This is a genomic window from Mesorhizobium sp. M7A.F.Ca.CA.004.12.1.1, assembly GCF_003997835.1.
Classification (GTDB): domain Bacteria; phylum Pseudomonadota; class Alphaproteobacteria; order Rhizobiales; family Rhizobiaceae; genus Mesorhizobium.
The window spans coordinates 1-605 of record NZ_RZRK01001441.1; the positions used below are offsets into that span (position 1 = coordinate 1).

Genomic DNA, 605 nt, shown 5'->3' on the forward strand with positions numbered 1-605 from the left:
CCTTTGGATCCTGCTGCGCAAGCGCGGCGTGGTTGATTTGTGAGGCTTGATGATCGAGGCCAAGGATGTTTCGGTTGATATCGCCGGCAAGCCTATCGTCAGCGGTATCGATTTCCACGCGCGGCCCGGCGAGATCGCCGCCATCGTCGGCCCCAATGGTTCGGGCAAGACGACCTTCCTCAAAGCGCTTTCCGGCGAACTCGCCTACACCGGGCGCGTTGCCCTCAACGGCCGAGATCTCTCGACGATGAAGCCGGTCGAGGTGGCCGTCCATCGTGCGGTGCTGCCGCAGGCGACGACGCTGTCGTTCCCGTTCACCGTGCGGGAAGTGGTCAAGCTCGGCCTTGTCGGCGGCCGCTCAGGCGTCTTGCCGGGCGAGGAAGCGCGGCTGCCGGAACGGGCGCTGGCGCGTGTCGATCTCGACGGCTTTGCCGGCCGTTTCTACCAGGAGCTTTCGGGCGGCGAGCAACAGCGCGTTCAGCTCGCACGCGTGCTGAGCCAGGTCTGGGCACCGGTGCTCGACGGCAAGCCGCGCTTTCTGTTCCTCGACGAGCCGGTTTCCAGCCTCGACATCAAGCACCAGCTGATCATCATGAACATTGCCC

At 64.8% G+C, this 605-nt stretch carries 1 protein-coding gene; it reads left to right on the top strand.

Translation table 11 applies throughout. The annotated features are described in order from the left end of the window. Nucleotides 1–49: 49 nt before the first annotated feature. A partial coding sequence (locus EN984_RS36930; protein ID WP_127384468.1) for an ATP-binding cassette domain-containing protein occupies nt 50–605 on the top strand: 556 nt, incomplete at its 3' end.